The sequence below is a fragment of the Pseudaestuariivita atlantica genome, assembly GCF_001205715.1.
In the GTDB taxonomy this organism is placed as follows: domain Bacteria; phylum Pseudomonadota; class Alphaproteobacteria; order Rhodobacterales; family Rhodobacteraceae; genus Pseudaestuariivita; species Pseudaestuariivita atlantica.
In genome coordinates, this window is sequence record NZ_AQQZ01000001.1 from 29,168 (window position 1) to 54,465 (window position 25,298).

Annotated in this window: 19 protein-coding genes and 1 tRNA gene; 6 read left to right on the forward strand and 14 right to left on the reverse strand. The window is 67.3% G+C overall.

Annotated features, from left to right (window positions below):
- Positions 1-57 precede the first annotated feature (57 nt).
- A complete protein-coding gene (locus ATO11_RS00145) occupies positions 58-960 on the reverse strand; it encodes an SPOR domain-containing protein (protein WP_082176065.1) in 903 nt (300 codons plus the stop codon).
- 226 nt (positions 961-1,186) lie between these two features.
- Between ATO11_RS00145 and ATO11_RS00150 the strand changes: the two genes are divergently transcribed.
- A tRNA-Ser gene (locus tag ATO11_RS00150) sits at positions 1,187-1,276 on the forward strand.
- A 36-nt stretch (positions 1,277-1,312) separates the two neighbouring features.
- Here ATO11_RS00150 and ATO11_RS00155 read toward each other — a convergent pair.
- Both ATO11_RS00155 and ATO11_RS00160 read right to left on the reverse strand, forming a co-directional pair.
- On the reverse strand, positions 1,313-2,215 hold the full coding sequence (locus ATO11_RS00155) for an alpha/beta hydrolase (protein WP_050528820.1): 903 nt from the start codon (positions 2,213-2,215) through the stop codon (positions 1,313-1,315).
- Positions 2,212-3,366, reverse strand: a complete 1,155-nt coding sequence (locus ATO11_RS00160; protein WP_050528821.1) for an aromatic ring-hydroxylating oxygenase subunit alpha — start codon at positions 3,364-3,366, stop codon at positions 2,212-2,214. The genes ATO11_RS00155 and ATO11_RS00160 overlap by 4 nt, the downstream gene beginning before the upstream one ends.
- 227 nt (positions 3,367-3,593) lie before the next feature.
- On the opposite strand from ATO11_RS00160, the gene ATO11_RS00165 reads away from it, so the two are divergent.
- From ATO11_RS00165 to ATO11_RS00175, 3 genes are all read left to right on the forward strand, one after another.
- Entirely contained in the window at positions 3,594-4,559 is a 966-nt protein-coding gene (locus tag ATO11_RS00165) for a glycine betaine ABC transporter substrate-binding protein (RefSeq protein ID WP_082176066.1), read from the forward strand.
- A gap of 63 nt (positions 4,560-4,622) precedes the next feature.
- Entirely contained in the window at positions 4,623-5,654 is a 1,032-nt protein-coding gene (locus ATO11_RS00170) for an ABC transporter permease (RefSeq protein ID WP_050528823.1), read from the forward strand.
- A 3-nt stretch (positions 5,655-5,657) separates the two neighbouring features.
- Positions 5,658-6,701 carry a quaternary amine ABC transporter ATP-binding protein gene (locus ATO11_RS00175; RefSeq protein WP_050528824.1) on the forward strand — a complete coding sequence of 348 codons (1,044 nt, stop codon included), beginning with the start codon at positions 5,658-5,660 and terminating at the stop codon, positions 6,699-6,701.
- Between the two features lie 202 nt (positions 6,702-6,903).
- Here the strand turns inward: ATO11_RS00175 and ATO11_RS00180 are convergent, their stop codons facing one another.
- The 5 genes from ATO11_RS00180 to ATO11_RS22450 are packed head-to-tail and all read right to left on the reverse strand — an operon-like array spanning position 6,904 to position 11,489.
- The gene (locus tag ATO11_RS00180; RefSeq protein ID WP_050528825.1) at positions 6,904-7,947 is read right to left on the reverse strand and encodes a TAXI family TRAP transporter solute-binding subunit; all 1,044 of its coding nucleotides are present in this window, start codon (positions 7,945-7,947) and stop codon (positions 6,904-6,906) included.
- A gap of 57 nt (positions 7,948-8,004) precedes the next feature.
- Complete coding sequence (locus ATO11_RS00185; RefSeq protein ID WP_050528826.1) at positions 8,005-9,624, reverse strand: alkaline phosphatase family protein; 1,620 nt, start codon at positions 9,622-9,624, stop codon at positions 8,005-8,007.
- A complete protein-coding gene (locus ATO11_RS00190) occupies positions 9,621-10,430 on the reverse strand; it encodes a glutathione S-transferase family protein (RefSeq protein WP_050528827.1) in 810 nt (269 codons plus the stop codon). Before ATO11_RS00190 ends, ATO11_RS00185 begins: the two co-directional genes overlap by 4 nt.
- Before the next feature lies 1 nt (position 10,431).
- Positions 10,432-11,361, reverse strand: coding sequence for a 3,5-dioxohexanoate:acetyl-CoA acetone transferase (kce, locus tag ATO11_RS00195; protein ID WP_050528828.1), 930 nt, complete (start codon positions 11,359-11,361; stop codon positions 10,432-10,434).
- Positions 11,362-11,363: 2 nt separating this feature from the next.
- Positions 11,364-11,489 (reverse strand): hypothetical protein, encoded by a 126-nt coding sequence (locus ATO11_RS22450; RefSeq protein WP_278044272.1) that lies wholly within the window; start codon positions 11,487-11,489, stop codon positions 11,364-11,366.
- A gap of 378 nt (positions 11,490-11,867) precedes the next feature.
- Between ATO11_RS22450 and ATO11_RS00200 the strand changes: the two genes are divergently transcribed.
- Complete coding sequence (locus ATO11_RS00200; RefSeq protein WP_050528829.1) at positions 11,868-12,920, forward strand: TAXI family TRAP transporter solute-binding subunit; 1,053 nt, start codon at positions 11,868-11,870, stop codon at positions 12,918-12,920.
- Between the two features lie 89 nt (positions 12,921-13,009).
- Positions 13,010-15,367 carry a TRAP transporter permease gene (locus ATO11_RS00205; RefSeq protein ID WP_050528830.1) on the forward strand — a complete coding sequence of 786 codons (2,358 nt, stop codon included), beginning with the start codon at positions 13,010-13,012 and terminating at the stop codon, positions 15,365-15,367.
- 15 nt (positions 15,368-15,382) lie between these two features.
- Here the strand turns inward: ATO11_RS00205 and ATO11_RS00210 are convergent, their stop codons facing one another.
- From ATO11_RS00210 to ATO11_RS00235, 6 genes are all read right to left on the reverse strand, one after another.
- On the reverse strand, positions 15,383-18,013 hold the full coding sequence (locus tag ATO11_RS00210) for a nitrate reductase (RefSeq protein ID WP_050528831.1): 2,631 nt from the start codon (positions 18,011-18,013) through the stop codon (positions 15,383-15,385).
- Positions 18,013-18,342 carry a nitrite reductase small subunit NirD gene (gene nirD, locus ATO11_RS00215; protein ID WP_050528832.1) on the reverse strand — a complete coding sequence of 110 codons (330 nt, stop codon included), beginning with the start codon at positions 18,340-18,342 and terminating at the stop codon, positions 18,013-18,015. The genes ATO11_RS00210 and nirD overlap by 1 nt, the downstream gene beginning before the upstream one ends.
- Positions 18,339-20,771 (reverse strand): nitrite reductase large subunit NirB, encoded by a 2,433-nt coding sequence (gene nirB / locus ATO11_RS00220; RefSeq protein ID WP_050528833.1) that lies wholly within the window; start codon positions 20,769-20,771, stop codon positions 18,339-18,341. The genes nirD and nirB overlap by 4 nt, the downstream gene beginning before the upstream one ends.
- Positions 20,772-20,775: 4 nt before the next feature.
- The gene (locus ATO11_RS00225; protein ID WP_050528834.1) at positions 20,776-22,479 is read right to left on the reverse strand and encodes an ABC transporter ATP-binding protein; all 1,704 of its coding nucleotides are present in this window, start codon (positions 22,477-22,479) and stop codon (positions 20,776-20,778) included.
- Between the two features lie 5 nt (positions 22,480-22,484).
- Positions 22,485-23,561, reverse strand: coding sequence for an ABC transporter permease (locus ATO11_RS00230; protein WP_050528835.1), 1,077 nt, complete (start codon positions 23,559-23,561; stop codon positions 22,485-22,487).
- 136 nt (positions 23,562-23,697) lie between these two features.
- Positions 23,698-25,065 carry a CmpA/NrtA family ABC transporter substrate-binding protein gene (locus tag ATO11_RS00235; protein ID WP_050528836.1) on the reverse strand — a complete coding sequence of 456 codons (1,368 nt, stop codon included), beginning with the start codon at positions 25,063-25,065 and terminating at the stop codon, positions 23,698-23,700.
- Between the last annotated feature and the right edge of the window lie 233 nt (positions 25,066-25,298).

Here is a 25,298-nt window from a genome sequence, read left to right on the forward strand (position 1 = left end):
GACGTGAAAACGGGGCCGCGCGGGCCCCGTTTCGTGCATCTGTCATGGCGCGCGGCGTCAGTTCGACACGGCGTAGGCGTCGGTAAAGCCCTTGGCCTTCACCTTTTTCAGGATGTCGGCCAGTTCAGACTGCGTCGTGGCGGGGCCGGCGACGACGCGCCAGAAGGTCTTGCCCTTGGCGCTTTGCTTCTTGACCGTGGGCACGATGCCGAGGCCCGAGAGCGTGCTGGCGGTGTTGCGGGCGTTCTTCTCGATCGAGAAGATGCCGACCTGCACGTAGGGTTTCGACAGGGCCGAGGTGACCGGCGCGGCGGGTGCCACGGCGTCGGCGGAGGCGGCGGCCTCGATCACCGGGGTTTCGTCGAGCGCGCGGGCGGCGACGTCGGCCACGGGGTCGAGCGTGCCGGTTGCGATCTCGGCCGGTTTGGTGAGGGAAGCGGCGGTCGTGTCGGGCGCGGGCGCCACGTCATCGGCCACTTCCTCGCGCCGGAGCGCGGTCACGTTGAGGTTCATCGGCTGGCCCGCGAGCATGCCGAGCGCCGCCGCGGCATCGGACGAGACCTGCAGGCGGGGGCCGGGGGCTTCGCGTTCGCGGCGGAACAGGGCCCCGATCACGAACTTGGAATTCTTGGAATTGCGGATGATGACCCGCTCGGGCTCGGCCACGTCGGGATGCGCGACCCAGACGCCGCCAAGGGAGGGACGCCCGTCCCAAAGCCCGGCCTCGGTCGCCTGGAAGACATCGGGGACTTCGACATCGCGTTCGATCAGCTTGATGGAGCGGTTGGCGGTGACGACATCACCATCGGCGCTGGCACCGGCGCCGTCGCGCTTGAGGTTCTTGAACGAGAAGCCCTGCCCTTCGGCACAGGCGGTGAGTGCGAGCGATGCCGCGAGGAGCGGCACGGCGAACATCCGGCTCCGGCGCGGGAAGCGCCCCTGAACACGCGTGTCTGACATGGTGACTATCTGCCTCTTGCCTGTATTGCCCGCGTGGTCGCGGACGCGTTTTTCTTGTCTTCGTTGGTACTGCTCGGCCTCCGCTGCGCGAGGCGCGCGGGTGCTCATTGACGGGAAGTGTAGCGATTTCTGCGCTTTCTGGGAAGTACCTGAGACCGGATGGGCAGATTTTCGTCGGCTGTGACCTTTTAGAATCGCTTGCGGGCTAGTATCGCCAGCGACCAGCGGAGGTTTGGCAGAGTGGTCGAATGCACCGGTCTTGAAAACCGGCGGGCGTGAAAGCGTCCCCAGGGTTCGAATCCCTGAGCCTCCGCCATCCCCTTAAATCCGGCCCCCTGACAGCGAAGATCCCTCAGGCCCGCGCCGTGAAGAAGCGGGTCATGTGTAGGGCGATCTCGGACGGGATTTCCTCGGCCATGTAGTGGGAGGCGTCGAGCGCCTTGCCGGTCACGTCGTCGGCGCGCGACCGCCAGAGCGAAAGCGGGTCGAAGGCGCGTTCGATCACGCCGCGCCGCGCCCAGAGGGCGAGCAGGGGTTGGGAGACCTTGCGTCCCCCGTCGACGTCGTCATGGGCGATGTCGATGGTGGCGGCGGCGCGGTAATCCTCGCAACTGGCATGGATCGCGGCCGGGTCGTCGAAGCAGCGCAGGTATTCATCCTTCGCGTCGGGGTGGAAGGGGCCGGTGCCGGTGCTGCCCGCCTGCCGGATGCATTTGCCCAGCCAGAAGGCGCGCGGATCGTGGCCGATCATGGTTTCGGGGAAGGGCGCGGGCTGGGTCAGGAAGTACCAGTGCCAGTAGGCGCGGGCGAAGGTGGTGGACGTGTTGGCGTACATCTCGCGCGTGGGCGCGATGTCGAGCAGGACCAGCGCCCGCACGCGGCCCGAATGGTCGAGCGCCATGCGATGCGCCACCCGCGCGCCCCGGTCATGCGCGCCGACCCATGCGCTGTCGTGGCCGAAATGGTCGAGAAGTGCTGCAAAGTCATCCGCCATCGCGCGCTTGGAATAAGGCGCATGGTCGGGGGCGGAGGCGGGCTTGTCCGACCGTCCATAGCCGCGCAGGTCGGGGCAGATGACGTGAAACCGGTCTGCCAAAAGGGGTGCCACGCCGTGCCACATGGCCGAGGTCTGCGGGTAGCCGTGCAGCAGGAGAAGCGCGGGCCGGTCGGGCGCGGCGTTGTGGCGGACGAACAGCGTGACCGCACCGCAGGGGATGCGCTCTTCGGTGAAGCCGGGGAAGAGGGATGCGGTCATTCCGCCGCTTGCGCGGCGTCCAGCCGCGCATAGGCATCCAGCACCAGCCCGTGGAAATGGTGCACGGCGTGTTCGGATTTGCCCGACCCGTCGGGGTCGTTGACGATGCGGCCTTGCGTGAAGGCGGGTGTTTCCATGCCGCGCTGCACCGACTCGACCAGCCCGATATCCTCGACCTGCAACACCTCGTCGAGGTAGCGGATGGCGTCCAGTTCCATCGCGTCGGGTTCGGGCGTTTCAAGGAAGAAGTCATAGGTTTCCAGCGTCCGGTCGGGACCGACGGGGATGATGTTGAGCACGATCATCGAGGACCGGCCGGGATAGCGCATCAGGCAGGTCGTGGGCCAGAGCCACCAGACGGCATGGGTGCGCACCGTGGCGTTCGACACGTCGTAGGCCGAGTTCGCGCCTTTCCCTGCATCGGCCATGTGCGAGGAATAGATGCCGTGGGTCGTGACCTTGTAGGTGTCCATGTCGACAAGGTCGCAGAAATCCTTGTGCGCGGTGGGGCAGTGGTAGCATTCGAGGAAGTTGTCGACGACGTTCTTCCAGTTCGACCGGATGTCATAGGTCAGGCGGTGGCCGAAGGTGAGCGCGTCGATGTCGGGGGCCCAGTGGCGGATCTCGGTCTGCAGATCGCCGCTCTGGTCGGCGAGCGACGGGGCGGAGGGGTCGAGGTTGACGTAGATGAAGCCGCAGAATTCCTCCACCTGCACGGCGTCGAGGCAGATGTCGCGCGCGTCGAACCCGTCGAGGTTCTCGGTATGCGGGGCGCGGACAAGCTGGCCGTCCAGCGCGTAGGTCCATGCGTGGTAGGGGCACATGATGCGCGTCGTCTCGCCTTCGCCCGACAGCAGTTCGTGGGCGCGGTGCTTGCAGACGTTGTAGAAGGCACGCAGCGTACCCGACCGGTCGCGGACGATGGCGACGGGGTGGCCCGCGATCTCGGCCGTGACGAAGGCGCCCGGCTTGCGCAGTTTCTCGACATGGCAGACCCATTGCCAGCTGCGCGCGAGGATGCCCGCGCGGTCGGCGGCGAACCAGTCGGCCTGGGTGTAGGCGTCCTTGCGCAGCGACAGCGAGCGGGACGGGTCCGGGTCGTATCCGGAGCGGATCGCGGCGAGGCGGGCGGCATCGGGCAGGGCGGTCATGCGGGTCTCCGGCGCGGGCAGGTGATACCCCAATCGCTGGACCCGCGCGGGCCGTGCTGTCAAGCCCGCGGGCGACACGGGGCGGGCGGTTCTCTGCGGAATCCGTTCGACAAAGCGGATGCGCCCGGCCATGGTACCCGTCAGGGTCCCCGGACGGTGCCGTCGGTCCATCCGACGCGCGCGCCACAGGGAGAGTGGGGACCGCGCCAAACAGGGAGACAGAAAAGATGAAAAACTGGGTCTTTGCATCCGCGCTTGCGGCCAGCGCCTCGGTCGGGTCGGTGGCGGCTGCCGATTGCGGGGAAGTGTCCATTTCCGAGATGGACTGGGCCTCGTCCGCGGTGGTCACCTATGTCGCCAAGTTCCTGATGGAACAGGGATATGGCTGCACGGTGCAGACCGTGCCGACGACCACGGTGCCCGCCATCGCGTCGTTGGCCGAGACCGGCAAGCCCGACATCGTGACCGAGCTGTGGACGATCTATACCCCGGTCTATTTCGAGCTGAAGGACGAGGGCAAGGTCATCGAGTTGTCCAAGGTCCTGTCCGATGGCGGGGTCGAGGGCTGGTGGATCCCGAAATACCTGGCCGACGCCAATCCCGAGCTTGCGACCATCGAGGGCGTGCTGGCGAACCCCGCTGCCGTGGGTGGCCGGTTCCACGATTGCCCGGCGGGCTGGGGCTGTGACGTGACGAACCTCAACAACCTCAAGGCGGCCGACGCCGAGGCGGCGGGGCTGGAGCGGTTCCAGCACGGGTCGGGCGAGACGCTGGCGACCTCGATCGCGGCGGCCTACGAGGCGAAAGAGCCGTGGTTCGGATACTACTGGGCGCCGACCAGCGTGCTGGGCAGCTACCCGATGGTGAAGGTGGAAACCGCGCCTTATGACGAGGCGACCCACACCTGCAATGCGGACGAGAACTGCGCGACGCCGGGCCTGTCGGATTACCCGCGTGCCGACGTCGTCACCACCGCGACCAGCGCCTTTGTCGAGCGGGAGCCGGAAGTGGCCGAGTTGATGAAGAACCTGTCCTTCACCAACGAGCAGATGAACGAGATCCTCGCATGGCAGGAAGCCAACGGCGCGTCCTACGAAGAGGCGGCGGTGTATTTCCTGACCAATTACAAGGACGTCTGGGGTGACTGGCTGAACGACGAAGCCCGCGGCAAGCTTGCCGCGCTCTTGAAGTAACGCAGACCCGACGGGGCCGCGCGCCGCGCGCGGGCGGCCCCGTTCAGGACGAAGACGACCCTCATGGCAGCATACGAATCCTTCTTCGACGCGCTGGGATTGCGCGACTGGTGCGACGCGGACAAGACCGACGGTCCGATGTCCATGGCGCAGCTTCTGGCGCAGACGCAGGGCGGCGATGCGGGGGCCGAAGGGCCGGTGCTGCCGTTCCCGTCGCTCGACGTGCTGCACGAGGCCTGCCACCGCATCGGCCAGACCCGCGACGTGACCGAGGGGCTGGAGCGCGGCTTTCTCGACATCCGGCCCGAGTTGAAGTTGGTGCTGGACCCGATCACGCAACCGCTGAGCTGGATGCTGGACGGCGCGTTGTGGGTGGCCGAGGGCACGCCGTGGTGGATCATGATCCCGGCGCTGCTGCTCTTGTCCTACCTCGTCAGCCGGTCGAAGGCGGTGACGGCCTTCGTGGCGGCGGTGCTCGTCTTCTTCGCGGTGATCGACCATTACGACGTGGCGATGCAGACGCTCGCCATCGTGTTCGTCTGTACCGGGCTGTCGGTGCTGTTCGGGGTGCCCATAGGCATCGGCATGTCGAAATCGAACACCGCGCAGCGGCTGATCGTGCCGATCCTCGATCTGTTGCAGACGCTGCCGACCTTCGTCTACCTGATCCCGCTGATCTTCCTGTTCTCGGTCACGGAATCGAAACTCTACGGGATCGCGATCATCCTCTATGCCATCGTGCCGGTGATCCGGCTGACCGACCTGGGCATCCGCCTTGTCGACAAGGACGTGGTGGAGGCCGCGAATGCCTTCGGCATGAACGCGTGGCAGAAGCTGAGCCGGGTGGAGTTGCCGCTGGCGCTGCCGAACATCATGGCCGGCGTGAACCAGACGATCATGATGAGCCTTGCGATGGTCGTCATCGCCTCGCTCGTGTCGGCGCCGGGGCTGGGCGTGCTGGTCCTGCGAGGCATCCGCAACCTTGAACTGGGTGTGGGGATCGTCGCGGGGCTGGGGATCGTGCTGCTGGCCGTGATCCTTGACCGGGTGTCGAAGGCGGCGCTGGCCCGCGTCGACCAGCAGCGCGGGCACTGAGACATGAGTGCCAAGGTCGCGATCCGGAACCTTTACAAGATCTTCGGCCCCCGCGGGGCCGAGATGGTGCCGCTTGTCGAGAACGGCATGGACAAGGCCACGCTGCTGGACCGGCACGGTCACGTGCTGGGCCTGCGCGATATCAATGTCGACATGGCGGCGGGCGAGATCACGGTCATCATGGGGCTGTCGGGGTCGGGCAAGTCGACGCTGATCCGCCACCTCAACCGGCTGATCGAACCGACCGCCGGGGAGATCCTGATCGACGGGCAGGACGTGATGCGCCTTGGCCCGGCGGAGCTGCGCGCGATGCGGCAGAAGCGCATGTCGATGGTGTTCCAGAAATTCGCGCTCTTGCCGCACCGGACGGTGCAGCAGAACGCCGAGATGCCCTTGTCGGTGCAGGGGCACGACCCGGCGCGCACGACGGAAGATGCCAAGCGCTGGCTGGCGCGGGTGGGGCTTGCCGGGAACGAACAGCAATACCCCGCGCAATTGTCAGGCGGCATGCAGCAGCGCGTGGGCATCGCGCGGGCGCTGACGGCCAACACCGACATCATGCTGATGGACGAGGCCTTTTCGGCGCTCGACCCGCTGATCCGGTCTGACATGCAGGACCTGCTGCTGGAATTGCAGAAGGAATTGCAGAAGACCATCGTCTTCATCACCCACGACCTCGACGAGGCGCTGAAGCTGGCCGATCACCTCGTGATCCTGAAGGATGGCGCGGTGGTGCAGCAGGGCGAGCCGCAGGGTATCCTGCTGGCCCCGGCGGACCCGTATATCGAGGACTTCGTGAGCGACATCAACCGCGCCCGCGTGCTGCGCGTCCGGTCGATCATGGAGCCGGTCGACCGCGATACGTTCGACGGCGACGTGTCACCGGACAGCAACCTCGAACGGCTGATCGCGCAGTCGGATGGCGACACAAACCATGTCTACCGCGTGGTCGAGGACGGCGCGGTACTGGGGCAGGTCAACATGCAGACGCTGGTCAAGGCGCTGGTGCCGCGCGTGCGCAGCACCGACCGGACCGCCGCGCGCTAGGCCGTTATTTCCGGCCAGCGTGGCTGTCGGGTTGTCCACCATCGCAGTGTAATGATCGGGGCGCTTGAGGTATTTCGAGCGGGCCTCGAATGCGCGCCCTTGCACGTGGTCGCGCGGCACCTCGATCCTGCGCCGGTTGTCGATATGGACGCGTCTCTGTGCCGTGCGCCGGGGCCGTGTCGGGACGGCCCCGGCGATGCGCTTATTTGGCGCAATCCGGGATGGTGTAGCCCGCTTCCTCCCACGCGGCGACGGCGCCGGGGTGGTACTTGACCGGGTTGGCGCCGCACATGTCGGTGAAGGCGATGTCGGTCTCGCCGTGCCATGCGTTGGGCATGAACGGCGCCTTGGCGCGGTAGACGTCGTCGAGGCCCGCGATGAAGGCCGCCGTCAGCGCCTTGGCCATGTCGAAATCCATCGACTTGTTCACGACCTCGCCGCCCACGGTGCCGGGGCCGCGGAACATGTCGTCTTCGGACACGATGGTCACGGTGCCCTCGGCATAGCCCATGTCGGCAATGGGCAGCGTGACCGGCACGGTGCCGGGCAGCTTGCCCACGTTCTGGAACGCCTCGCTGTCATAGGTCGCCTTGGGCACCGACCAGATCGTCATGTCGCCCGAGGCGAGCGCGGCGGTGATCCGCCCGTCGGGGAAGGCCATGGGCAGCACGAAGGCGTCGGCCGAGCCATCGGTGATCGTCTTGACCGCCTGTCCCCATGTCACCTGAACGCCGTCATAGCCGTCGCCTTCGTCCATGCCGGTGTTCAGCTTGATCAGAAGGCGCGCATTCGTCAGCGCCGCGCCGCGCGGCGGGCCGTTGTAGATGGTGCGCCCTTCAAGGTCGTCCCAGCCTTTCACGCCGCTGGAATCGAAGGCGTAAAGCCCCTGTACCGAGATCCGGTAGGTATAGAGTACCGCGAGGTTCGAGACGAGTTCCGCCCCTTCTTCCTTGGTCAGCTTGCCATAGGGCCCGACGGCGCGGGCCAGCAGGAAGGGCAGGATGAAGGGCGCGGCGGCGATGTCGGTCTTGCCCTCGGCGACGTTCTGGACCGAGTTGGTCAGCGTCTGGCCGGTGGCGACCTGGATGTCGGCGATCCCGGCTTTCGAGGCGACCTCGGACAGCGAGATCACCGAAACGCCGGGCGCGGTGTTGGGTGAGGCGGTTTCCGCCGTCAGCACGGTCTGGGCCTGCGCGGTGGCGGCCAGCAGGGCGGCAATGGCGCCCGCGATCAGTGTGTTTTTCATGTGTTCCTCCCTTGGTTGGTCTGCGGTCCGGTTGGTCCGGTCCTGTTTTGTCCTTTGCTATCCTGTCACGTGGTCGGGCAGCGGGCGGCCTTCGGCTTCGGCCTCTGACCGGTTCCAGTGGCCGATGAAGATGCCCGGCGGTTCCTTGCCGCGCGCCATCGCCTCGATCCGTTCGGCGGGCAGGGTGGTGCGGGAATGGTGCTGGCGGGCCCAGTCGAAATGCGCCTCGCGCAGCCGCGCGATCTGGTCGCCGTGGGCCGGATCGCCGCCGAGGTCGGTCAGTTCGTCCGGGTCGGTTTCAAGGTCGAAGAGCATCGGGCGGTGGCCTTCGGAATGGATGTATTTCCAGCGTCCGTCGAAGATCATGGTGAGGCGTGCATCGCGCTGGTCGATCCCCAGCGCGGTCCGCGCCTCTCGCGTGGCATAGTCGTACTCCGATACGGCGTAGTCGCGCCATTCGGGCACCTCCCCGTGCAACCACGGCATCAGCGAGCGGCCTTCCAGGATATGCGGTTTCGGCGCGATGCCGAAGGCGTCGAGGAAGGTCGCGGGCAGGTCGATCCCTTCGACCGGCGCCTCGCAGGCGGTGCCGCGCGTCGTGTCGGCGGCGTCCCGTGGGTCAACGACGATCAGCGGGATGCGGGCGGAGCAGTCGTAGAAGAGGTCCTTCTCCCCCAGCCAGTGATCGCCGAGGTTGTCGCCGTGGTCCGAGCAGAAGACGATCATCGTGTCGTCCATCCGCCCGCTGTCGCGCAGGTGGTCAAACAGCCGCCCCAGCTGGTCGTCGAGTTCTTTCACGAGGCCCATATAGGCCGGCACCACCCGGTCGCGCACCGCGTCGCGCGAGAAGGATTGCGCGTAAGCCGCGCCCAGCCATGCCCGCATCAGCGGGTGGTCGGTCTCGCGTTCCGCCGCGCTGCGGACGGGCGGCGGGATGTCGTCGGGGCCGTACATCGCGTGGTAGGGCGCAGGCGCAAGGTAGGGCCAGTGCGGCTTGATATAGCTGAGATGGCAGAGCCACGGCGCGTCGCCCTGCGCCTCGATATACTCGATCCCGCGGGTGGTGAGCCACGCGGTTTCGGAATGTTCCTTGGGCACGCGGGCGGGCAGGTGGGAGTTCTCCAGCGCCCAGCCGGATCGCATCTCCCCCGTGGCGGGGTCGATGGCGGTGTTGGCCCATTCCTCCCACGGGTTGTCGCCGTCCATGCCGTGGGCGCGCAGGTAGGCGTCGTAATCGGCAGCGTGGCGGGAGGGATAGGCGCTGTGGTTGGTGCCGTCGTCGCGCACGAACACCTCGAACCCGCCTTCGGCGATACACCGGCCCGTGGGGCTGGCGGGGTCGATGCCCAGCCGGCGCATGCCCTCGATATCCGCCGTCATGTGGGTCTTGCCGACAAGGCCGCAGGTCACGCCCGCCTCCCGCAGGTGGTCGCCCAGCGTCGGCTCGCCCACGCGCAGGGGGAAGCCGTTCCACGTAGCCCCATGGCTGCGCACGTAGCGCCCGGTATAGAACGACATGCGGCTTGGCCCGCAGATCGGCGATTGCACGTAGGCGCGGTCGAACCGCACGCCCCGGCTGGCCAGCCAGTCGAGGTTCGGCGTGTCGATATGCGTCGCACCATAGCAGCCGAGGTAATCCCAGCGCAGTTGGTCGGACATGATCCAGAGGACGTTCATCCAAGCCCCCGGAAATGCGGGACCGAGGTGACGTCGCTGCCCGCCGCGCGCCGTTCGGCGGTGTAGGCGGCAAAGAGGGCGGGTTCGCCTTCGGGCTGCCAGTCCATCAGGCCCGAGGTGAAGCTTTCGCGCCGTGTCACGCGTTCGAACCATGCGGGCAGGTGGGCGTAGCGGCCAAACGGCCAGTCCATCAGGCGCATCCGGTGCAGGTTGGGCATCCACGCGATGTCGGCGAGGGAGAACGTTTCGCCACCAAGGAAGCTGCGCCCGTCGGAGAGGCGTTCCTCCAGCGTCCAGAACCCTGCATCGGTGCGGGCGACGGCGGCGTTGATCCGCTCGGGCGCGAACCCCGCCGCCCAGTCGCGTTTGAACCGGGTGAGGGTGGCGTTGCGGTGGTCTTTCTGGAACGCCTCGGCCTTTTCCGGGGTCGGTGCGGGGCGGGCGCGGAAGAGGAATTCGTGGCTGAGCAGTTTCAGGTCGGCCTGCGCGGCATCGGCGAGTGACAGAAGGTCCTCGATCCCGTCGGTCGCCAGGTCCGGCGCGACCTCGGCGATGATGTCGACGCTGTCGATGAACAGGCGGCCATCCTCGGCATAGGCGGGCACAAGGCCTTGCGGGTGGATCGCCTGGTAGGCGGCGCTGGCATGTTCGTCGCGGCCAAGGTTGATGACGTGGCTGTGCCAGTCCGCGCCCGTTTCGGCCAGCGCGATGCGCACGCGCTGGGAGCACGAGGACATGGGCGCGTGCCACAGGTGCCGGCCCGAAAGGCCCGCGATGCCGGGATCCTGTGGCGTGATCTGCGGCATGTCAGAACTGCACCCTGTCGCCGCCCTTGAGGTCGAGGATTTCGCGCGCCTCGTCCGGCGTGGCGACTTCGGCGCCGAGGTCCTCGATCACGCGGCGGATCTTCTCGACCTGCTGGGCGTTCGAGGTGGCAAGCTCCCCGCGCCGGATGAAGAGCGAATCCTCCAGCCCCACACGCACGTGCCCCCCCATCTGGGTCGCCGCCGTGGCCAGCCCCATCTGCGCCGCGCCCGCGCCGAGGACGGACCAGCGGTACTGGTCGCCGAACAGCCGGTCGGCGGTGCGTTTCATGAAGACGAGGTTGTCGATATCCGCGCCGATCCCGCCAAGGATGCCCATGACGAACTGCAAAAAGACCGGCGCCTTGAACATGCCCTGATCCATCAGGAATTTCAGGTTGTAGAGGTGGCCGACATCGTAACACTCGTGTTCGAATTTCACGTTGTGCGGCCTCAGCCGGTCGGCGGCGAGGCGGATGTCGGCGAAGGTGTTGCGGAAGATGTTGGCCTCGGACCCGCGGATGTATTCCTCCTCCCAGTCGAACTTGAAGCTGTCGTAGCGGTCGGCGAGCGGGTGGAAGGCGAAATTCATCGAGCCCATGTTGAGGCTGCACATTTCGGGGCTGAACGTCTCTGCCGCCTTGATGCGGTCCTCGATCAGCATGCGCGGGCTGCCGCCGGTGGTGATGTTCACCACCGCATCGGTCGATTGCTTCACGCGGGCGAGGATGCCGGCATAAGCCTCGGGTTCCACCACCGGCTGGCCGGTTTTGTTGTCGCGGGTGTGCAGGTGCAGGATTGCCGCGCCTGCCTCTGCCGCCTCGATCGCCTGCCGCGCGATATCGTCATGGGTATAGGGCAGGTGGTCGGACATGGTGGGCGTGTGGATGCCGCCCGTCACGGCGCAGGTGATGATCGTCTTTTGCTTGGCCATGGTCAGTCCTTCCTGCGCACGCGGTGGCTGAGGGGGAACAGGTCCAGGTCGAACCGGTCGCGGATCAGGCCCCAGACGCCCTTGGGCGCTTTCAGCATGACCACGATGGCAACAAGGCCCGGTTCCATCAAATGAATTGTGCCGTAATCGGCCAGAACCTCGCGCGGGGCGAAGAACCGCAGCGTGCCGATGTTCGGTTTTTTTCGAGTGCGCCGATCATGCCGGTCACGAAGGTGAAGGCCATGAAGGCAGTCCGGTCGTTCACGCTGAACGCGGCATCGGGGGAGATGCGGAGGCGGCTGGAGGTTGCACAGTCGACCTTGGGCTGCCGGTCGGTTCCTTGGCCGTGCGATGCAATAAATCCTGACCCGCGGGCCGGTCGCCGGGCTTGCGAGGTGAGGGTCCTGTCCCTACGGTTCGTGACCAGACCGGCAAAATGCCGGCAGGCGCGACCGGGCCCCGCGTGACGGAACAGTCGAACGGGTCCGCCGAAGGGAGAGAGATCAATGACCTATGCCAAGAGCCTTGCGGGCCTGGCCGTGGCCGCCGTGCTGTGTGCGGGCGGGGCGGCGGCGCAAGCCAATCTGACAGCGGAAACCGCCGCCGCGACCGGCGTGCCGGGCAACACCGTGCTGGCGCTGGGTGAGTTCGCGGCGGCCGCGGGCGTGGCCGACATCCAGGTGGCGACCGGCCAGACGCTGACCAACTCGTTGCAGAACACCGCCGAGGGCAAGACCGACGTGACCGCGTCGCCTTTCATCCTGCCGTTCCTGCTGCAACGCGGGGCAGGGCCCTATGCCAAGCTGGGGCCCGAGGCGGGGGCGGAGCTCGCCGACCGGCTTGCGGTGCTTTACACCTACCGCTTCGGCGTCTTCACCCTGTCGGCCTATGACAGTTCCAGGGTGAAGGGCTGGGACGACCTTGCGGGCGCCACCGTCTATAACGGTCCGCCGCGCGGCGCGGCGCTGACCAATGCGCGGGGCGTGGCCAAGATCGCGACCGGCCTTGACGACGGGGACGGCTATTCCGGCGTGCAGGTCAACTGGGACCAGGGCGTCAAGACGATGACCGACGGCACCGCCGACGCCTTCATCCTGCCGTCGAGCTTCCCCGACGGGCGTCATACCCGCGCGGTGGCGGCGGGCCGGATGACCATGTGGTCCTATCCCAGGGCGATCTTCGAATCCGAGGCGGCGCAGAAATACATGAAGGCACCCGGATCGGGCCGGGTGGAGATGCCGCTCGCCGATGCCGTGCAGCCAGAGGGCGTAACCGTCGTGTCCGAGGACGACACCTTCCGCGGGATCGCCACCGTGGGCGGGGAGATCGTACGCAAGGACATGGACGAAGACCTAGCCTACCGGCTGACCAAGGCGGTGCTCGACAACCTCGAAGGGGTGCGGGCAAGGGCGCCCTTCATGCGCAATATCGGGCTGGGCGAGATTGCCGACACCTCGGCCACGGGCATGTGTGGCCCGATGCCGCTGAAATACCATCCCGGCGCGATCCGGGCATGGGAGGAAGCGGGATACACCGTGCCGGATTGCGCGCGTCCCTGAGCCGTGACCTGACGCATTGACACGGGCGGGCGGCGCCTGACGCCGCCCCTTGCCCAACGGCACGCCATCGCGCGAAAGGACCGCCGCCGATGTCCGAACAGACCCCGGAAGTCCCACCGGTGAAGCCGCCCCTGCCACGGCGCGGCTGGCTTTACTGGTCGTCGCTGTTGCTGGTGGTGCTGGGCCTGATGAACGCGACGCCGGGCATTCCGGGGTATGACGACCTTGTCGCGCGGGTCACCGGGTGGGACTGGGCGATCCTGCGCAAGTTCCCGCGCGAATGGTTCTTTCCGGGCGTCTTCGCCCTGATGATGCTGGTCGTCGTGCTGAAGCATTCGATGTGGCGCGACTGGCAGGACCGCTCGCCCGCGCGCCGCAGGTTCGGCCTTTTCATGGACATCGCCCTGCTGGTCGCGGCCTTCGGGCTTGCCCTGACCTTCCTTGTGGAGATCGAGGCGGTCTGCCTGATCGACCAGATCACCGGAGAGCGCGAACGCCTGATCGCCGAAAGCCTCGCGCGCGAAAAGGAGACGGCGGCTTTGTACGGCCTGCCCGAGCCCAAGACGGTGGATGACCCGCAATGCGTGACGACGACCGAGGGCTGGCTGGTCGCCATCATGGGCGCGGCGATCGTCATCTTCCTTGGCTACAACATCAAGGTCTGGGGCCTGCCGCTGGTCCTCGTCGCGATACTCGTCGCGGGCTATACCATCGGCACGGTCATGGTCTGGTACGTGTTCGGCGCCGACGACATCAACAAGTACCTGATGACCAAGCTGGGGGGCGAGCCGCGCCAGCTGATCGACGGGCGGCCGCGGGTGCACGACATCCTCGTGAACAACGCCTCGGGCCTTCTGGGCCGGTTCATGGACATCATCCTGAACACGATCTTTCCCTACCTGATCCTTGGCGCACTGTTCGGTGCATCGGCGGGCGGGCAGTCGCTCATCAAGCTGGCTTTCCGCTGGACGCGGAAGCTGAACGGCGGCCCGGCCCATGCCGCCATCGTGTCCTCGGCCATGTTCGGCACCGTGTCGGGCGGGCCCATCGTGAACGTGCTGTCGACGGGCGTGCTGACCATCCCGATGATGATCCGGCGCGGCTTTTCAAAGGTCTTCGCGGGCGGGATGGAGGCGGCGGCCTCATCCGGCGGGTCGATCATGCCGCCGGTCATGGGGGTCGCGGCCTTCGTCCTCGCCGCGCTGACGGCGGTGCCTTATTCCGAGGTGATCGTTGCCGCCGTGATCCCGGCGCTGGCCTATTTCACCTGCCTCTTCCTGTCGGTCGTCTACCAGGCGCGGAAGCAGAAGATCCGCGCCTATGGCGAGTTGACGCCCGAGATGTACCTGAGCCGTCAGGACCTTCTGAACCTCGCCATGATCTTCGGCCCGATCCTCCTGATCCTCGCGCTTCTGCTCACGACCAAGGACGCGGTGGGGTGCGGGGTGCTGGGTGGCCTGCTGGGGGCCGAGCGGGTCTTCACCGAAAGCGGCTGCCGGGTGACGGAATTGTCGTGGTTTTTGCAGATGGTGCAGAACTCGGCCGGGGATGCGGGCTCGGCGGGCTGGTGGGCGGTGGCCTTGCTGATGTGCCTGCTGTTCGTCGACCCGGCGATGCGCGCCCGCCCGCGCAAGCTGTTCGATGCGCTGGCCGATGCGGGGCAGCTGATTTCCACGCTCTACCTGATGTTCCTTGCCGTCTCGATCATCGATTTCTGCCTCAAGCTGACAGGACTGCCGATCTTCATCTCTCTCGACGTGCTGAGCTGGCTGAAATCGCTGGGGCTGGGGCAGGACGGGTCGGTGCTGTTCCAGTTCCTCGCGCTTCTGGCGACGATGGGGCTGGCGGTGCTGTTGGGCATGGGGATGCCGGCGGTGCCCGCTTACGTCAACGTCGCCCTACTGATGGGGCCGGTGCTGGCGGGGCTGGGGCTGGCGGTGTTCACCGCGCACATGTTCGTCTTCTACTTCGCCGTGGCGTCCGCCATCACGCCGCCCGTGGCGCTGGCGGCCTTCGCGGCGGCGTCGATCACCAAGGAGGACCCAATGCGCACCGGGTTCGCGGCGGTGAAGGTGGGGATCATGCTGTTCGTGATCCCCTTCGTCTTTGCCATGTACCCGCAGCTTCTGCTGATCGAAGCGGCGGTGATCGACCCCAACGACACCAGCGGGCGGGTCTACCTGCCGGGGCATGACGGCATGGTGAACTGGTCCGAACTGGCGGTGCTGGTGGCGCGGCTGTTCCTTGCCCTGTTGCTGCTGGCGAGCGCGCTGGCGCGGTTCGACCGGGTGGCGCTGGCGACGTGGGAATGGATCGCGCGTCTGGCGCTGGCGGCGCTGGTCATGGCGGGCAGCGTGGTTGTCTGGGCCCCGGCGGTTGTCGCCGGGCTGGGCCTGCTGGCGCTGCACCGGCTGCGGTCGGGCGCGGTGGACGAACCGGCGGGGTGAGGCGCGCGCGGGCCGTTACTCGGCGGCTTCGCGCACCTGCAGCTTGCGCAGCATCTCGGCGATCTCGGGCCGGCAGGAGCCGCAATTCGTGCCCGCCCCCAGCGCCGCGCCGACCTGCTCGACTGATCCCAGCCCCTCTGCCGCGATGGCCCGCGCGATGGTGTTCGTGCCGACCGAGAAGCAGGAACACAGGACCGGGCCGGGGTTGGGGCGGTCGGCGGGCGACCGGCCCGACAGGACGCCCGGCGCGGGCGTGCCGGGCAGGGTGGCGAGGTAGTCGCGCATCAGGGCCATGGGCCGGGGGGCCGCGAAGAGCGCGCCGGTCAGATGCCCGTCGCGGAAGAGCGCGATGCGCGCCTGTCCGCGCGCGGTGTCGATGATCGAGGCGACCTCGGCCTCTGCGTCACCGAACAATCGCCGCGCCTCGGCCTCCCAGTCGGTGATCGCCGACGCGCCTGCCAGTTCCGCCCGGAAGCCTTGCGTCGTGCGCGCCAGGGCCCAGTACGCGGCGTCCGGTGTCATCGCGTCGCGGGAGACGGCAAAGCCGTACCACGCCGCGTCGAAGCGGGAGACGGCGACCACGGCGGCCTTGCTTTCGGGCTGGCCCGACATCGGGTCGCAGGCGGCGGGGATCAAAGCGCAGGTCCGGGCCGACGGCGCGGTCTCGCCGGTCCAGTGCATCGGTGCGAAGACCTGCCCCGGCTGCACCGCGTCGGTGATCCGCGCCCGCAGGATCGCGCCGCCCGTGGGAGCGGTGACGCGGGCGAGGTCCGACGGTGCCAGCCCCAGCCGCGCGGCATCGGCGGGATGGATGTCGAGGAACGGCTCGGCCAGGTGCGCGGACAGGCGCGGGCTGAGGCCCGTGCGCGTCATGGTGTGCCACTGGTCGCGCACCCGCCCGGTATTCAGGCGGAAGGGGAAGCGCGGGCCGGTGCGGGCGGCGGGCGGTGCCCACGTGACCGGGATCAACCGCGCCTTGCCGTCGGGATGGAAGAACCCGCCCTCGGCAAAGAACCGCCCGCCCTGCCGCGTTTGCGTCACGGGCCAGCGGCAGGGGGCGAGCGTGGCATAGCCCGCGTCGGTCAGGTCCGCGAGGCCCGAGATGTCGAAATCCCGTCCGAACTGTCCCGCGACGCCCGACAGGGTGGCGTATTCGCGGAAGATCTCGGCCGGGGAGGAATAGTCAAAGGCGCGGGCGTGGCCCATGCGGCGGCCGACCTCGGCCAGGATGTCCCAATCGGCGCGCGCCTCTCCCGGCGCATCCAGCACGCGGCGCTGGCGACTGATCGTGCGGTCGGAATTGGTGACCGTGCCGTCCTTTTCCGCCCATGCGGCGGCGGGCAGCAGCACGTCGGCCAGCCGCGCGGTGTCGGTCCGGGCGGTGATGTCGCTGACGACCGTGAAGGGACAGCCGGCGATGGCGTCGCGCACCGCGTCGGCCTCGGGCAGGGAGACGGCGGGGTTGGTGTGGATGATCCAGAGCGCCCGGATCCGCCCGTCGCCGACGGCGCGGAACATGTCGACCGCTTTCAGCCCGGCAGCATCCGGCAAGGCGGGGGCCTGCCAGAACTCCCGCACCGCCGCGCGGTGATCGGCGTGTTCGAGATCGAGGTGACAGGCGAGCATGTTGGCCAGCCCGCCCACCTCGCGCCCGCCCATGGCGTTGGGCTGGCCGGTGGCGGACAGCGGCCCCATGCCGGGCCGCCCGATGCGGCCCGTGGCGAGGTGGCAGTTGAGGATCGCGTTCACCTTGTCGACGCCGCGCGTCGACTGGTTCACGCCCTGCGAATAGAGCGTCACGACCCGCTCGGTCCGGGCGAAGAGATCGCAGAAGGCGGCGATCTGCGCCTCGGGCAGGCCCGTGGGCGCGGCGGCATCGGCGCGGGCGGCGGCGAGCGCCTCTGCCAGCCCGGTGGTGTGGCGCAGGTAGTCCGGGTCGGTCGCGCCCGCGTCGTCCAGCGCGACGAGCAGGCGGTTGAACAGGGCGACATCCGCACCGGGATCGAGGGCGAGGTGCATGTCGGCCCCGTCGCAGCTTGCCGTGCGGCGGGGGTCAATCACGACGATGCGGGTGCCGCGCGCCTTCCGCGCCGCCAGCAGGCGCTGGTAAAGCACCGGGTGGCACCATGCGAGGTTCGAACCCACGAGGACGACGAGGTCGGCGGCGTCGATGTCTTCGTAGGTGCCGGGCACCGTGTCGGTCCCGAAGGCGCGTTTGTGGCCTGCGACCGACGACGCCATGCAGAGCCGGGAATTGGTGTCGATATTGGCCGAGCCGATGAAGCCCTTCATCAGCTTGTTGGCGACGTAGTAATCCTCGGTCAGCAACTGGCCCGAGACGTACAAGGCGACGCTGTCGGGGCCATGGGTGGCGATGGTGTCGCGGAACCTGTCGGCCACGTTTTGCAGCGCGTCGTCCCATTGCGCGGTTTTGCCCCCCACCTTAGGCGTCAGCAGTCGCTCGCCCAGCCCGACCGTTTCCCCCAAAGCCGCGCCTTTCGAGCAGAGGCGCCCGAAATTGGACGGGTGGTCGGGATCGCCGCGCACGTCTAGACCGCCTTGCCCGTCGGGCCGGAGCAGCACGCCGCATCCCACCCCGCAATAGGGGCAGGTGGAGCGTGTTTCTGGCAGGGCGGTGCCGTCCATCAGGCCGCGCTCCGCGCCGCGAGCTTGGCCCCGTCGATCAGGATGCGCCCGTCGCGCACCTGCACGGGGAAGGTGGTGATCGCGGCGTCCTCTCCGCGCGCCTGCCCGGTCTGCAGGTCGAACACCCAGTTGTGCAGGGGACAGGTGACGCCGGTGCCGTGCACGATGCCTTCGGACAGCGGGCCGCCGCGATGCGGGCAGGTGTCGGTCGCGGCGAAGACCTGGTTCTCGCCGGTGCGGAAGACGGCGACGCAGCCCATCGCGGTGCGCACCTTGCGCGCGCCGCGCAGGGGGATGTCGCCCACGGGTCCGATATCGATCCAGCTCATTCCGCGGCCTCCAGTGACAAGTCCGCCATCGGCTGGAAGGCCTGCGCGCGCCTGGCGTGCTCTGCCCACGGGTCGCGGCGGTAGATGGATTGGGACAACTCGAACGCGGCGATCAGGCGCGCGCGTTCGTCGAGGTCGTTGACCACGCGCTCCTTCACCCAGTCGAGCCCCACCTTGGCGACCCATTTGTAGGGCCGGTCGAGGTACTTGGCATTCTCGCGGTAGAGCTGGACGAAGGCGATGGTCACGTCGATGGCCTCTGCCTCGGTCACCACGTCGCACAGGCGTTCGGTCTCCTTCACGTCCATGCCCGCCGCGCCCGCCACGCCCACCTGGTAGCCGGAATCGACGCAGACGATGCCCACATCCTTGCAGGTCGCCTCCGCGCAGTTGCGCGGGCAGCCCGAGACGCCGAGCTTGACCTTGTGCGGCGTCCACGACCCCCAGAGCACCTGTTCCAGCTTGATGCCGAGGCCGGTGCTGTCCTGCGTGCCAAAGCGGCAATGGTCGGTGCCGACGCAGGTTTTCACCGTGCGCAGGCCCTTGGAATAGGCGTGGCCCGACACCAGCCCCGCCTTGTTCAGGTCGGCCCAGATGAAGGGCAGGTCCTCCCCCCGGACGCCGAGGAGGTCGATGCGCTGGCCGCCGGTCACCTTGACGGTGGGGACGTTGTACTTGTCGGCGGCATCGGCGATGGCGCGCAGTTCGGTCGGGTTGGTGATCCCGCCCCACATGCGCGGCACGACGCTGAAGGTGCCGTCCTTCTGGATGTTGGCGTGCTTGCGTTCGTTCACGAAGCGGCTTTGCGGATCGTCGCGGTATTCGAGCGGCCAGTCGGCCAGCAGGTAGAAGTTCACCGCCGGGCGGCAGACATGGCAGCCGTTGGGCGTGGTCCACCCAAGCTCCTGCCAGACGGCGGCCTGCGATTTCAGCTCCCGCGACTTGATGAGCCGCCGCACGTCTTCATGCGTCAACTCGCAGCAGCCGCAGATCGGCTGCACGGCGGGCGCTTCGAACGCGTCACCCAGCGTGACCTGCAGCAATTGCTCCACCAGCCCCGTGCAGGTCCCGCAGGAGGCGCTGGCCTTGGTCGCGGCGCGCACCCCGCCAAGGTCGGTCGCGCCGCCCGCGATGGCGTCCACGATGGTGCCCTTGCAAACGCCGTTGCAGCCACAGATTTCCGCGTCAGGCGGCAAGACTGCAACGGCTGAGAGAGGGTCCGCGGTGTCGCCCCCCTGATAGGCCGGGCCAAAGATCAGCGTCTCCCGCATCTCCGAGATGTCGGTGCCGTCCTTGATCATGCCGAAGAACCAGTTGCCGTCGGCGGTGTCGCCGTACATCACCGCGCCGACCAGCCGGTCGTCCTCGATCACCAGCCGTTTGTAGATGCCCCGGCCGGGATCGCGCAGGACGATATCCTCGCGCCCCGGTGCCTCGGCGAAATCGCCTGCGCTGAACAGATCGCACCCGGTGACCTTCAGCTTGGTCGCCGTGTCCTTCACGACAAAGGCCGCGCCATCGTCCAGAAGCGACTGCGCCAGCACTTTGGCCTGATCGTAAAGCGGCGCGACAAGGCCGAAGAGGTGGCCATCGAACTCGATACACTCGCCCACGGCAAAGATGTCGGGGTCCGAGGTCTGCATCTGGGCCGACACCGAAATCCCGCGCCCCACGTCCAGCGCGGCGTCGGTGGCGAGCCGGGTTTCGGGACGGATGCCCACGGCCATGACCACGAGGTCGGCCTCCAGCCCGGTATTGTCTTCGAGCAGCACGCCTTCGACCCGGTCCTCGCCAAGGATCGCGACGGTAGAGGCCTGCGTGCGGATCGTGATGCCGCGCTTTTCGAGGTCGCGGCGCAGGAGATAGCCCGCCGCCTCGTCCAGCTGCCGCTCCATCAGGTGGCCCATCAGGTGCAGGACGGTCACGTCCATGCCGCGTTCGGCGAGGCCCGCCGCCGCTTCGAGGCCAAGCAGCCCTCCGCCGATCACCACGGCCTTGCCGCCTGCATCGGCGGCCTCGATCATCGCGTTGGTGTCGTCGAGGTCGCGGTAGGTGATGACGCCCGGCAGGTCCTTGCCCTCGACCGGGATGATGAAAGGTGCCGACCCCGTCGCGATGACAAGCTTGTCGTAAGGGACGGGGCCGTTTGCGCCTTCGACGACCTTGGCGTCGCGGTCGATGCGAGTGACCGCCTCGCCAAACCGGCAGGTCACGCCGTGGGCGACGTACCAGTCGTCATCATGGGTGACGATGTCGGCATAGGTCTTTTCGCCCGACAGGACGGGGCTGAGCATGATGCGGTTGTAGTTGCCGCGCGGTTCGGCGTTGAAGAGCGTGATGTCGAAGGCGTCCGGGTCAGTCTCGACCAGGTGTTCGATCACCCGGCCCGATGCCATGCCCGCGCCGATGATGACGAGTTTCTGTGTCATGGGATCACTCCGCCGCCACGGCGGCCGCTTCGGTCGCGGGCGGGTTGGCCGTGGGTTTCGGTTTCGGCTTGGCGCCGTGTTCGTATTCTTCGAGGAAGTCGAGCACCTCCTGCCGGTAGGCGTAGTAATCGGGGTGTTCGAGCAGCGCCTTGCGGGTGCGCGGGCGGGGCAGGTCGACGCGGGTGATCTTGCCGATCGTGGCCTGCGGCCCGTTCGTCATCATCACCACGCGGTCGGCGAGCAGGATCGCCTCGTCCACGTCGTGGGTGACGCAGATCGCGGTCACCTTGGTGCGGGACCAGACCTCCATCAGAACTTCCTGCAGCTCCCAGCGCGTCAGGCTGTCGAGCATCCCGAAGGGCTCGTCGAGCAGCAGGAGCTTGGGCGACAGGGCGAAGGCGCGGGCGATGCCCACGCGCTGCTGCATCCCGTTCGACAGCGCGCTTGCGGGCTTGTCCATCGCGTCGGCCAGCCCCACGCGTTCGAGATAGTATTCGACCACGTCCTGCCGTTCGGCCTGGCTGGCGCGGGGATAGACCCGGTCGGCGCCGACGCTGACGTTTTCCTTGGCGGTCAGCCACGGGAAGAGGGATGGCGACTGGAACACCACCGCGCGTTCGGGATCGGCCCCTTCGACGTGGCGGCCGTCGAGCTTGATCGCACCTTTCGAGATCTCGTTCAGCCCCGCCGCCATGGTCAGGACGGTGGACTTGCCGCAGCCCGAATGGCCGATGAGCGAGATGAACTCTCCCTTGTCGATCTTGAGGTCGAAATCCTCCACCACGGTGAGCGGCCCCTTGGGCGTCGGGTAGACCTTGTGCAGCATCGAGAAGTCGAGGAACCGGTTGTCGATCAGGCCCTTCTGCGCCTCGACCACCGCCGCGGGCACGCCGTGGATCGGGGTCACGTCGGGCAGGATGCGGGAGCCTTCGACCTTGGCCTCGATCCCGACATCCATCAGGTACTTGGTGACGTCGGCGCGCAGGCGCTTGAACGTGTCGTCGGTGTTCATCGCGGAGCGGTCGCGCGGGCGGGGGATGGTGACGGTGAACTCCTCCCCCAGCGTCCCGTCGGGGTTCAGCGCGATGATGCGGTCCGCGAGCAGGATCGCCTCGTCCACGTCATTGGTGATGAGCACGCAGGTCTTGCGGTCGGCCTGCCAGATCGCCTCGATCTCGTCGGCGAGGTTGGCACGCGTCAGCGCGTCGAGGGCCGAGAGCGGCTCGTCCAGCAGCAGTACCTCGGGGTTCATCGCCAGCGCGCGCGCCACGTTCACCCGTTGCCGCATCCCGCCCGACAACTCCGCCGGGCGGCGGTAGGCGGCGTGGCCGAGGCCCACCATGGCGACATACTTGTCGACCAGCGCCGATTTCTCGGACGCGGGCATCTTGGGAAACACGCTGTCGACGGCGAGGCGCACGTTGCCGGTGACCGTCAGCCACGGCATCAGCGAGTAGCTTTGAAAGATCACGCCGCGTTCGGGGCCGGGGCCGGTGATTTCGGCTCCCTTGAAGGTGGCCTTTCCGGTCGTGGGCGTGTCGATCCCGGCCAGCAAGTTGATCAGCGTCGTCTTGCCGGTGCCCGAGAAGCCGAGGAGGACGAGGAACTCGCCCTCCGCGACATCCAGCGTGATGTTCTTCAGAACGTCCGTCTTTGCCGTGCCTTCGCCGAAGGATTTCGAGACGGAGTCGAGTGTCAGGATACCCATGGCGCTTACCGGTGGTTGGTGAAGGTGAAGAGGGACTGGATGGCGTACATCAGCCGGTCCAGCATGAAGCCGATGATCCCGATGGTCAGGACCGCGACCATGATCTTGGCCAGCGACGAGGACGACCCGTTCTGGAACTCGTCCCAGACGAACTTGCCGAGGCCGGGGTTCTGCGCCAGCATCTCGGCCGCGATCAGCACCATCCAGCCGACGCCCAGCGACAGGCGCAGACCGGTGAAGATGAGCGGCAGCGCGGAGGGCAGGACCAGCTTGGTGATCTTGGTCCAGGTGTTCATCTTGAGCACTTTCGAGACGTTCACGAGGTCCTTGTCGATGGACGCCACACCCAGCGCGGTGTTGATCAGCGTCGGCCAGAGCGAGCAGAGCGTGACGGTGATGGCCGAGGTCAGGAACGACTTGGCGAACCACCCGTCCTGCGTGACGTAGACGGCGGAGACGACCATCGTCACGATCGGCAGCCATGCCAGCGGCGAGACCGGTTTGAAGATCTGGATGATCGGGTTCAGCGCGGCATTGGCGGTGGGCGAGAGGCCTGCGGCGATGCCCAGCGGGATGGCCACGACCGAGGCGATCAGGAAGCCGAAGAACACCGTTTTGATCGAGGTCCAGATCTGCGCGTAATAGCTGGGTGCGCCGGTATAGGCGCGTTCGACCGGCTCTTTCCCTTGCGCGATGCGGCGTTCGTTCAGCTTGGCAACTTGTGCTTCGAACTTGGCGCGGGATTCGCCCTTGGCGACCGCGTCCTCATGCAGGTTCACCGCCTCGGCCCAGACCTGCGCCGGGCCGGGGATCGCGCCGAGCGAGGTCTGCACGGTGGGCGCGAGCGTAGCCCACAGGGCGAGGAAGCCAACGATGGCGAGGATCGGCACGCCGAGGAGGCGCCAGATTTCGCCCGCCTGCGCGCGCGGGTTGTCCCCGGCGGCGGCTTTCAGGACCGGCGTGACCCAGCTGAGCCCCAGCACCTGGAACCAGCGGTCGGCCTTGTTGATGCGGGTGAAGAGGCGGGCCTTGCGCTCTTCGCGGGCGGCGGCGTCGATGGCCGAGGGGTCGATGGCGGTCATGGTTGGATCGCGTCCTGTGAGATGCCTCGCGGCGCGTGCCGCGTGTTTCGGGGGGAGGTCGGCTGGCGAGCAGCCGACCTACATCTGTGCGGGGCTGTCGTAGGTCGGCTGATCCTCAGCCGACCCCCTTGCAGGATCAGCCCTGGACCTCGTTGCCGACGACGATCTGCTGGCCCTTCAGGCCGATCGGCAGGCTTTCGAGATACGCGTTGGGGAAGCGACCGTCGTAGGGGATGCCGTCGATGATGTCCTCGGCGGGGGTGGCGGCCTTGTAGCCGTCGCTGTCCCACGGGAAGTCGGCTTCGTTGGCGAGGCCCTCATCCACCAGCAGACGCGCGGCCTTGAGGTAGATCTCGGGCTTGTAGACGTCCTTGGCCACGTCGTGGAACCACTCGTCCGACTTGGCCTCGGGGATCTGGCCCCAGCGGCGCATCTGGGTCAGGTACCAGATCGCGTCGGAGTAGAACGGATAGGTCGCGTTGTAGCGGAAGAACACGTTGAAGTCGGGAATGTCGCGCTTGTCGCCCTTCTCGAACTCGAAGAAGCCGGTCATCGAGTTGGCGATCACCTCGTAATCCGCGCCCACGTATTCGGGGCGGCTGAGGATTTCCACGGCGGCGGGGCGGTTGGCGTTGTCGTTTTCATCCAGCCAGATCGCGGCCCGGATCAGCGCCTTGGTCACCGCGAGCGTGGTGTTGGGGTATTTCTCGGCGAACTCGTTGGTGATGCCGAACACCTTTTCGGGGTTGTTCTTCCACAGCTGGTAGTCGGTGATGACCGGCACGCCGATGCCCTTGAATACCGCCTGCTGGTTCCAAGGCTCACCCACGCAGTAGCCATAGATGGTGCCCGCTTCCAAAGTGGCGGGCATCTGCGGCGGGGGGGTGACCGACAGGAACACGTCCGCGCCGATCTGGCCGGTCACGTTTTCGGGGCTGTAGAAGCCCGGCTCCAGCCCACCGGCGGCCAGCCAGTAGCGCAGTTCGTAATTGTGGGTCGAGACGGGGAAGACCATGCCCATGTTGAAGGGCTTGCCGGCGGCATTGTATTCCTCGACCACGGGCGCCAGCGCCTCGGCGGAGATCGGGTGCTGCGGGCGGCCGTCATCCATCTTCGGGATATGCGGCAGCATCTTTTCCCAGATCTCGTTCGACACGGTGATGCCGTTGCCGTTCAGGTCCATCGAGAAGGGCGTGATGATGTGCGCCTCGGTCCCGAAGCCGATCGTCGCGGCCAGCGGCTGGCCCGCCAGCATGTGCGCGCCGTCAAGCTGGCCGTCGATCACGCCGTCGAGCAGGACCTTCCAGTTCGCCTGTGCCTCGAGCGTGACGAAAAGGCCCTCGTCGAGGAAATAGCCCTGTTCGTAGGCCACGGCGAGCGGCGCCATGTCGGTCAGCTTGATGAAGCCGAAGGTCAGTTCGTCCTTTTCGAGGTCGAGCAGTTCCGCGAAGGCGGGCCCTGCCAGCGCCGTGCCGAGCGCGAGGCTCAGGAGAGTGGGTTTCATGGTCGTCTTTCCTTTCTTGGCGGCCGGCGGGGAGGAGGTCCGCCGGGTGCAAAACGAAAAAGGCCACGCACGTCCCGCCGGAGGTTTCGGCGGAAAGTGAGCGACCTTGCTCGGGAGAACCCATTCGATGGGAGGAATTCGGGCGACCCACGCCATTGCGGGCCGGTGGTTGGATCATGTGCGCGGCGGGCGGGTCGGTGAACCGGAAAATCGCGGAAACGGCGGGTTCATGA